Source organism: Vibrio mexicanus, from assembly GCF_001012815.1.
Lineage (GTDB): Bacteria > Pseudomonadota > Gammaproteobacteria > Enterobacterales > Vibrionaceae > Vibrio > Vibrio mexicanus.
Map to the genome: position 1 here is coordinate 1 of NZ_JYJP01000036.1, position 4534 is coordinate 4534.

General features: G+C 40.6%; 5 protein-coding genes. All 5 read right to left on the minus strand.

All coding sequences use genetic code 11. The features are described 5' to 3' along the window. Positions 1-676: 676 nt before the first annotated feature. A complete protein-coding gene (locus UA76_RS06465) occupies positions 677-1000 on the minus strand; it encodes a DUF1272 domain-containing protein (RefSeq protein ID WP_084705480.1) in 324 nt (107 codons plus the stop codon). A 107-nt stretch (positions 1001-1107) separates the two neighbouring features. Further along, a complete protein-coding gene (locus tag UA76_RS06470) occupies positions 1108-1584 on the minus strand; it encodes a hypothetical protein (RefSeq protein ID WP_047044158.1) in 477 nt (158 codons plus the stop codon). A gap of 855 nt (positions 1585-2439) precedes the next feature. After that, positions 2440-2652, minus strand: coding sequence for a hypothetical protein (locus UA76_RS06475; RefSeq protein WP_047044160.1), 213 nt, complete (start codon positions 2650-2652; stop codon positions 2440-2442). A gap of 941 nt (positions 2653-3593) precedes the next feature. Next, on the minus strand, positions 3594-4061 hold the full coding sequence (locus tag UA76_RS06480) for a hypothetical protein (protein ID WP_047044162.1): 468 nt from the start codon (positions 4059-4061) through the stop codon (positions 3594-3596). 232 nt (positions 4062-4293) lie between these two features. Beyond that, entirely contained in the window at positions 4294-4506 is a 213-nt protein-coding gene (locus UA76_RS06485) for a hypothetical protein (RefSeq protein ID WP_047044164.1), read from the minus strand. Between the last annotated feature and the right edge of the window lie 28 nt (positions 4507-4534).

The following is a 4534-nucleotide window of genomic DNA, read 5'->3' on the forward strand; positions in this document are numbered from 1 at the left end:
GCTAACGGGCGACAACGCCACTCCACCCAACATGAAATCTGTGCCCTAAACACCGGAGCCGATTTGAATGAAATTGGCCAAGCGTTGGGAGTCCCTGTTGAGCGCCTTGTTAGTTGCTGCACCTTCACTTCCTTTGGAAGCCAAGAAGCCAATGGGTTTTAGGTTATTGATTTCATGCGCCAAAGCAAACTTGGCAGCTTAAAATTTCAGCCCAACGCACGAAACGAACTCGGCCTTGAAGAAATGACCGATGAGCAAGAAGTGTAGCGCTACTATTAAATTTACAGAGAATGTGAACGATGAAGCCAAACAACCAAGTGTGCCTAAGTAAAACTGGCAAAGGTGAAATCCAAACCAAAGAATCAGCGCCAAAGAACTTAACACTCACACCACTTCAGTAAGCTACTAAAGGTGGATTCAACTGCAAAACGACCAGTGCCACTGGCGAGATAGGCGAAGGGTAGGGTGTATCAGGTGTGTTACTAGAGCCTAAGATCCTTCATATTAATTGCATTTGGTTATTGTTTTTCGAACTTCAACTAACGCCGCGTTAAGTAGTGAGCAACGCAGACCACCAAACTTAAACCATTGTGCCGTAAACTCTAAATCTGAAGCAAACCAAAAATGCCGAACGTTGCGAATCTGTCTTAAACGCTTTGTTATGTGAACTTATTATTCACCGATCTTCTGGTTTTAAATGTTTGACTCTTGCAGAGAACTCTTTAAGTTCTTCAATAGTATACTTGGTATACACTCTTTCAACTGAGGCTGGCTGATGACTAATACTTAAGCCAGTTCTTCTCGCAACTTTTGGTCGAATAGGGCGAAAAGCAAACCCACCACCACAATTTGGGCACACATTTTCTAAAATATCATTCACACAAGTTTCGCAAAAAGTGCATTCATATGTGCATATCATTGCTTCCGTAGAATCTGGAGCAAGGTCTTTGTCGCAACATTCACAATTTGGTCTAACTTCTAACATATGTTCAAACTCCATTTTGACTCACATAACGCCTGCAATAAGGTGTGCCCCACTGAACCAACAAAGCGCACTGAACTTCATACCAAAACCGCCGAGTGTAAAGCATCACCTTGATTGCTTTGTTATAAGCTTTTGATTATACGACAATACTTTTTAATGTTCTTAGATTTAATTATTATCGGCTGAATCTTATCTTTAGTTGGAGTCCAAATACTTCTGACTTCTTTTTGGTAAGAATACTCATTTTCTTTTATCAATGCAGGATGCACACCTGAATCAAAGTCGTGAGGCATTCTTCGTGGTTGATACTTACACTTATGACTACCTTGATACACACCTTTATGTTTTAGTGACTTACTAATACATTTAAAGAACTTATCTGGTTGTTCAATAGCAATACACGAATCATAGCCAAAGTCTCTCATTGCAGACTCGTCATACTCATGAGTTGTACAATAAATATAGAAATCAGGGCTATTTTGAGGTTTTTCTAATGTAATACCTGAAATATTTAGTGTTGCTCCTTCAGCTAAATTGAAAAAAGACTTAGTAAACTCAGGCTGATTAGCGGTAGACCAACTCGCTTGATCTATCCCCATGTATGTTGACTTAGTTCCTTCTTTATCATCACCAATTTCTTGTCCATGCTTTTCTTCATCTCAAAACTCATAGAGAGTGCCAATTCTCAATGACCCTTGCTCGATTAGCAGTTTCGCATGCTCTTTTCTCATATATTTATATAGAACATCCATATATCACCTATTAGCTTATAACGCCCAATTAAGGTGTGAAGCACGCGACCACGACACTTAATTTGAACACCGTAAACACTGAACTTGACTCAAACCAAAAATGCCAAGCGTGCTGAATCACTCTTAAATTGTTTGTTATGTTTTACCACAAATGCATGATTTATTTGAGAAAGAACTGCAATTTTCAGCTAGTTTTCTGAACCAAAACACAAGGCAAGAGCCAACTTGACCACCAAATGCGACCAACCCAAAACAAGTATGAACACTTCCCTGCCCAATGAGGCAACCCGACTTACTTTCAACAAGCGCCCTCTCTTTCCAACCAAAGCGCAGAACAATGGCGAATTGCCGAGACTACTGCCAAGGTAGGATGTGACTTGGCAATGAACCTCAAAGCGGCTTTAAGCCAGAGAAACTTGAATCCAACTGACTCGACCTGACAATGAAGCAACCCACGAATTTTGGCATATTTTACGGGCTGAGAAATTCAAGAATTTAAAGCGATAATGCCGACTTGCTGAGTCTACTCGGAACAATCAGCCCGAGGGACAAAGAACAGCTAAAAGGACTTTTAAGCCACTGAATTTATAGTGAAACATAACGCCTTGTTAACGGGCAAAAAACCAGTGTGCCACACTTTGTAGCGAAGCGAAAAATGGCACACGTTTTTTGTCCCTGTTGAACAACTTGTTATGTGTGTGCTCAGTTTCCAAAGCTTTTCCAAATAGTTTTAATGTTTACGAGAATACCAAAAATCAAACCGCCGATAAGCCAGATTACGGCGTGTGTAAATACACTTTGATTAAAGAAGCCCTCTGCAAACTTATCACCACTTATTCCCATGAAGATGAACATGAAAACAGCCCAAGGAAAACCAGTTTTAAGTATGAGTAAAGTGGTATCAAATCTGTCCATTTAGGTCGACTCCATAGCTTAAGTTTCGGTTGTTACCGTAAATACACATAACGCCTTGTTAACGGGCAAAAAACCAGTGTGCCACACTTTGTAGCGAAGCGAAAAATGGCACGCGTTTTTTGTCCCTGTTGAACAACTTGTTATGTTTTACCACAGGCAGTAGATTTGTTTGGCACGAAGCAGCGGTGCCTATTGAGTTTTCGGAGTGTCATCACACTACTTACTGACGTTTCCACCAAGTGCGAAGATTTCAAACGGCACCACCGAGATTTACGCGTCTACTCAGGGCTAAAATGAGGCAATAGTGGAGAACCAAAATCGCCAAAGAATAGGTGTCCAACCATAGCCTTTTGGGAACTCAAATTGCCGAGAAGGGAAGGGGTAAGGGCTGAAGTACTGTAGTAATGCACTGATGACTTTATTGATAGAACATAACGCCTTGTTAACGGGCAAAAAACCAGTGTGCCACACTTTGTAGCGAAGCGGAAAATGGCACGCGTTTTTTTGTCCCTGTTGAACAACTTGTTATGTTTTACCACAGGCAGCAGACTTGTTTAGCATGAAGCAGCGATGCCTATTGGGTTTTCAGAGTGTCATCACACTACTTACAAACGTTGCCACTCAGTGCGCTGATTTTTAATGCCACTACCAATATTTAAGCACCCACTTAGGCCTCAAATGAGGCAACAATGGAGAACTAAAATCGCCAAAGAATAGTTGTCCAACTATAGCGTATTGCGAACTCGAATTGCCGAGAAGAGTAGGGGTAAGGGCTGGATTTATTTGGTAATACACTGATTTTCTTAATAGAACATAACGCCTTGCTAACGGGCGATAACGCTTTACCACCCAACTTAAATATTGTGCCCTAAACACGGAGCTAAGTTTGTGACTGAGTTCGCCAAGCGTTAGGAGTCCCTGTTAAGTAATTTGTTATGTTTCTAGCCCTCGATACTGCGCTTTCTCCATAACGAAAGCACAAACATTAGAGTAAATAGCAACATAAAAGGCAGGTTAATAAGTGCCCCTGGAGCATCACCTACAGTTTCTATTGGTTTATGGGTACCTATATAAAATGCTCTCATTCCGTATTCAATGACACCAAGGAAGTACATAAGAGGTATTAGTGTTTTGTATCGTAAGCAAATAACTAGATACATAAAACCTATGATTAATTGAGATAAACCCCAAAGTGCAAATATCCCTATTACTGTAGATGATGCTTCTGATGGGTATGTATCAAGAGGAATGGTAGCTATTGACTGTGCCCCACCATCTGCCGCAAACAGATGATGCTGGCTACGCCATAACGTAATGGCAGTCAATAAATAGAAAAACCAAAGTGCTACCTTGTTACCAACATAGGTATTATCGATCTGTTTGGGTAGAAAATTTCCAAAGTCCAACATGTTGCACCTTATGACTGATAAATTGATTGAAACATAACGCCTTGCTAACGGGCGATAACGCTATACCACCCAACTAAATTATTGTGCCATAAACACGGAGCTAAATTTACGACTGAGTTCGCCAAGCGTTAGGAGTCCCTGTTAAGCAATTTGTTATGACTATGGTGCTACATATTGCTTTTTTGCCTATTTCGCGAACGCCAAACGTAACCACACGCTTAACATTCATTTCTTAAGCGTTACTCTTATTCAGTTTCCTTTTGTAATACAGCCCTTGAAATAGCATGAGTGTCATACTGATTACTACGATTGCGGAGACTTGCAGTCCAGATAGATTGGAGTCGTTGAGCAATAAAAAGAGGAGGATACCTGTAATCGGAGTTAGTATGAACGAACGCTTCATCTTTTCTTGAACAGTGAGATTCCACCAAAACAGTTTTTTCATTGTAAAAGTCCTTTATTACGAGATAGTC